This window comes from Sphingopyxis sp. (assembly GCF_036402335.1).
Classification (GTDB): domain Bacteria; phylum Pseudomonadota; class Alphaproteobacteria; order Sphingomonadales; family Sphingomonadaceae; genus Sphingopyxis.
Map to the genome: position 1 here is coordinate 1 of NZ_DASWTD010000454.1, position 4,087 is coordinate 4,087.

Below are 4,087 nucleotides of genomic sequence, written 5' to 3' on the forward strand. Positions count from 1 at the left end.
GTCCATGTCGTCGCCTTCGCCGGGCAGCGCGCTGCCGCGCAGCGCGGCCAGATAGGCCGCTGCGACTTTGGGAGGAATTTTGACGGTAGAAGGGGTCGGCGTGTCCGTTTCCGGCGTGTCGGACGAATTTTGAGGCATAAAGTGCAGCATCCCGAACAAAAGAGGGGGATCCCAGCCGACGATCGGCGGGGGCCCGTTCGCTGCGGCCCCCTATGCGCCTGCGCGGCGCGCGGCTCAAGGCCTCGTTCGCGTGCCTGCGTTAAATAATTTCAATTTTCGGATTTTCTGTTGCGTGAACGCTCTCAGCCGCCCGGGGTGATCGGAACCGCCTTGCGCGCAAGTTTCGCGACTAGCGCCGAATCGTCGGCTGCCTTCGCGACGATCCCGATATGCCCGCCGGGCATCGTGCGCGCAATCAGCACGACGAATTCGGCGGCGCCGGCGTCATGTTCGAGGATCACCGCGGGCTGCGCGTGGCGCAGAGCATCGAGCTTTTGATCGGGCCGCTCGCCCGCATCGTTGACCGGCTTGCGGCGCGCACGCGCATCCTTGACCAACCCTTTGAGCCCGCCCGGATAGCGATCGAGATAGGCCGCGAGTTCGCCGCGGCCGACGCCTTCTTGCCGGGCGTGGCCGAGCACGCAGGCATATTCGGCAAGCCGCGTCTTGTCATATCCCGCGCCGAAGACCAGCTTCACGACCGGCGTCATCGGCGCGCGATCGCGCATCGCGAGGCCGGCATCGTCGAGCAGGGCGGCAAAGGCTTCGGGTTGCTCCCCGGCCGCTAGCGCAAAATCCCATGCCTTGCCGACCGCCTGGTAGAGTGCGCCGCGACTGCGGCTGTCGGCAGCGATCGCCCGCTCGGCAGTCGCGCGCGCGAGCGCGAGCCAATCGGCGAGCTCGGCATCCTCGCCGGGTTCGGCGGGCGCCGTCTCGCCGGTTGCCGCGAGGTCGGCGCTATCGTCCAGCGCGGCAAACCCCGGAGCAACATCCGCGTCGACATCGTCGTCGAGATGCTCCGAATCGGGGCCATCGGCCCATACCGGCACCGGCGCGGTCAGCGGCGCGGCGCTGCGAAGCGCCTGCTCGACCGACAATTGCAGTTCCTCGGCCTGGTCGGCGGTGACCGCTTCCTTCCAGTTGATCACGCCCATGATGAAGTCGATCGTGTCGTCGTCGGACGAAAAGGGCAGCAGGATGCCGCGATACATGATCGTGATGCCGCGATCGTTGACGAACTCGGCCTCGAAACCGATCGGCGCGCGGTTGGCGATGATCTGCAGATAATGGTCGGTCAGCCGCGACAGCAGCGAACGGCCGGGAATCTGGCTGATATAATGGACATCCTCGTCGATCTGCGATTCTTCGCGCAGCCGGTCGCCGAGGAATGCGATGCCGGGATTTTCGATGCCTTGCGTGAAATCGAGCAGCACCGAATAGGGCCCGAAATCGGCGCTTTCAAGATCGAGGTCCTCGACCGACGGATAGGCACGCTCGGCAAGCAGCGAGGCCCAGTAATTATAGGCCCGGACCTGCATCCGCCGTTCGTCGACGCCGACGGACGCGGGCGCATCGATCGCGCCATCCTCCTGATCGTGGCTGCCCGAAAGCAGGCCGCGCATGCTGTCCATCATTTATCCCCAGTCGCAAACATCGGTAAATGTTATGCACCGGAACTGGTAAAAGCCGCGTAAACGATGGCTGCGGTGCGCGCGATGCCGCAAGCCCTCGCCTCGCCTTTCGGAACGAAGAAGGGGTCTCGTCGGCGGCGCCCGCCGCAGCAACCCCGGCTGATCATCGGCGCGGGAGGACGCCGGGCTGAACCGGCCCGCCAGCGGGCGGCCGACGCCGGCGGCGGCAAGAGCGACGAGCATCTTGTCGAACGCTCCATCGCCAATTGTGTGCGCGACATCAGGTCAGCGCCTTTGTCCGGCAAAATGCGCGCGAGCAGCCATATAAATGGGTATATTGCAGTTATATGCATGGTATTAATTCACAAAAATGCCATGCCAATTTGCAATCCTATCAATATTATCTCTATTTATCAAATATTTAATAGAAATATTCATTTCTACGGCTACGCATTCCATATATCTTATGCATGGTGAAACATAATTATCCGTTGGAGTCGAACATGATTGGCGGTGATATCGGCAACGAAAAGCTGCGCTGGATCCTGTGGTCCGGCTGGCACGGCAAATGCCCCGAATGCGGCAAGGGACACATGTTCCGGTCGTGGCTGAAGCTCGCCGACCGATGCGAAAATTGCGGGCTCGATTACAGCTTCGCCGCGCCCGACGACGGCCCCGCCTTTTTCTCGCAATGCATCGTCGCCTTTCCGCTGACCTTCGTGATCGTGTGGATGCAGATCGTGTACAGCCCCCCGCTGTGGGTCCATCTGGTCTTTTCGATCCCGATCATGGTGATTGGCTGCATCCTGCCACTGCGCGCGATCAAGGGCTGGCTCGTCGCATCGCAATATGTGAACAAGGCACAGGAATCGGGGACCGAGCATTTGTGGGCGAAATTGAATGCACGCGAAAGGGGCGAGGCAGACGAACGGCATGGCGGATAGCTGGGCGCCCGATATCAGGGGTGTCGCGGGCCCCAAATACAAGGCGGTAACCGCCGCCATTGCCGCCGCGGTCGCGCGCGGCGAACTCGGCCACGGCGACCGCCTTCCGCCACAGCGCGACCTTGCCCTGCGGCTCGGCATCGACCTCACCACCGTCACCAAGGCCTATGACCTCGCCCGCGAGCGCGGCCTGATCGTCGCGCGCGGCCGCGCCGGCAGCTTCATCAGCGCCGGCGCCCGGAGCGGACAGGCCGCCACCGCGGCGCAGAGCGACATCGCGATGAACAGCCCGCCGGTCGCCGCCGACGGCGGGCTGCCCGAAGCGATGGCAGGCGCGCTCGCCACGCTGACGCGAACCGACGGCCTCGCACGGCTCCATTACCAGCGCCCCGGCGGGTCAGCGGCAGACCGCGAAACCGGCGCCGCGCTGATGGCACGGACCGGCCAGTCGTCGGAAACCGAGCAGGTCGTCGTCACTGCCGGCGGCCAGAACGGCCTGCACGCGATCGCCGTGACGATCCTGAAGCCCGGCGACCGGGTCGCGTGCGGGCGCTATGTCTATCCGGGCTTTCATGCGATCGCGCGGCGGATCGGCGTCACCCTCGTCCCGCTGGCGGAAATCTCCGCCGGGACGTTGGAGGCCGCACATGGCAAGGCGCCGCTGCGAGCGCTTTACGTCGTGCCGACGAACGATAACCCGACCGCCGCGACGATCGCCACGGGCGACCGGCGGGCCATCGCAACGTGGGCGCAGGGTGCGGGGGTCCAGATCATCGAGGACGACGCCTATGGCCTGCTTCCCGACGCGCCGATCCCCGCCATCGCGAGCTTCGCCCCGGAGATCAGCTGGCATATCGCGAGCATGGCGAAGATTATTTCACCCGCGTTGCGCGTCGGCTTCGTACGGGCTCCCGGCGTCTCCGAAGCGATGCAGCTCGCCTCGTGCCAGCATGAAAGCGCGGTGATGGCACCTCCGCTCAATGTTGCGATGGTCTCGCTCTGGCTCGCCGACGGCAGCTTCGACCGGCTGGTCGATGCGGTCCGCAAGGAAGCGGGCTGGCGGCAGAAGCTGGCGCATACGGTGCTCGGCGACGGCCGCCACGCCGCGCACCCGCAAGGCTATCATCTGTGGCTGTCGCTTGCTGCCGACAGCAACCCCGACATGCTCGCCGCCGCACTCGCTCTCGACGGGCTGTCGGCGGTGGCATCGGACCGTTTCGCGGTCGCCGAGGATGCCCCCAGGGCGCTTCGCGTCTCGCTTGGCGGCACGATCGATCGCCGTGCGCTATCCCGCGCGCTGCACCGGCTCGCCGCCGGGCTCTGGTCGCCCGGCAGCGCAGTAAGCAATATCGTCTAGCGCCGGCTCACTTCCCCGGATGGAGGCGGATCGCCGCCCCGCCGCCCGGCGCCAGCCACAGCTTGTACGTGTCGCCCTTCTTCACCTTGACCGTCTCGTAGGCGATCTTGTGCCGCGCATCGGTAAGATAGGTGGCGCCTTCGCCATCCTTCCAG

At 65.3% G+C, this 4,087-nt stretch carries 5 protein-coding genes; 3 read left to right on the plus strand and 2 right to left on the minus strand.

Translation table 11 applies throughout. From position 1 onward, the window contains the following. Window positions 1-302: 302 nt before the first annotated feature. On the minus strand, window positions 303-1,631 hold the full coding sequence (locus VGD20_RS14680; RefSeq protein ID WP_414714580.1) for a hypothetical protein: 1,329 nt from the start codon (window positions 1,629-1,631) through the stop codon (window positions 303-305). A 66-nt stretch (window positions 1,632-1,697) separates the two neighbouring features. Here VGD20_RS14680 and VGD20_RS14685 point away from each other — a divergent pair, with 66 nt between their 5' ends. From VGD20_RS14685 to VGD20_RS14695, 3 genes are read left to right on the plus strand one after another with little or no spacing between them, the layout of a single operon-like run. Continuing rightward, window positions 1,698-2,108, plus strand: coding sequence for a hypothetical protein (locus VGD20_RS14685; protein ID WP_331135157.1), 411 nt, complete (start codon window positions 1,698-1,700; stop codon window positions 2,106-2,108). A 26-nt stretch (window positions 2,109-2,134) separates the two neighbouring features. Beyond that, complete coding sequence (locus VGD20_RS14690) at window positions 2,135-2,575, plus strand: DUF983 domain-containing protein (protein WP_331135158.1); 441 nt, start codon at window positions 2,135-2,137, stop codon at window positions 2,573-2,575. Beyond that, the gene (locus VGD20_RS14695) at window positions 2,532-3,932 is read left to right on the plus strand and encodes a PLP-dependent aminotransferase family protein (RefSeq protein ID WP_331135159.1); all 1,401 of its coding nucleotides are present in this window, start codon (window positions 2,532-2,534) and stop codon (window positions 3,930-3,932) included. The genes VGD20_RS14690 and VGD20_RS14695 overlap by 44 nt, the downstream gene beginning before the upstream one ends. A 7-nt stretch (window positions 3,933-3,939) precedes the next feature. On the opposite strand, the gene VGD20_RS14700 is transcribed toward VGD20_RS14695, so the two are convergent. After that, the coding region (locus VGD20_RS14700; RefSeq protein WP_331135160.1) for a glycoside hydrolase family 97 C-terminal domain-containing protein at window positions 3,940-4,087 on the minus strand (148 nt) is incomplete at its 5' end.

Coding starts and splice junctions, on each gene's coding strand:
- VGD20_RS14680 (WP_414714580.1), bottom strand. CDS start 1,631: ATGGACAGCATGCGCGGCCTGCTTTCGGGCAGCCACGATCAGGAGGAT.
- VGD20_RS14685 (WP_331135157.1), top strand. CDS start 1,698: ATGGCTGCGGTGCGCGCGATGCCGCAAGCCCTCGCCTCGCCTTTCGGA.
- VGD20_RS14690 (WP_331135158.1), top strand. CDS start 2,135: ATGATTGGCGGTGATATCGGCAACGAAAAGCTGCGCTGGATCCTGTGG.
- VGD20_RS14695 (WP_331135159.1), top strand. CDS start 2,532: ATGCACGCGAAAGGGGCGAGGCAGACGAACGGCATGGCGGATAGCTGG.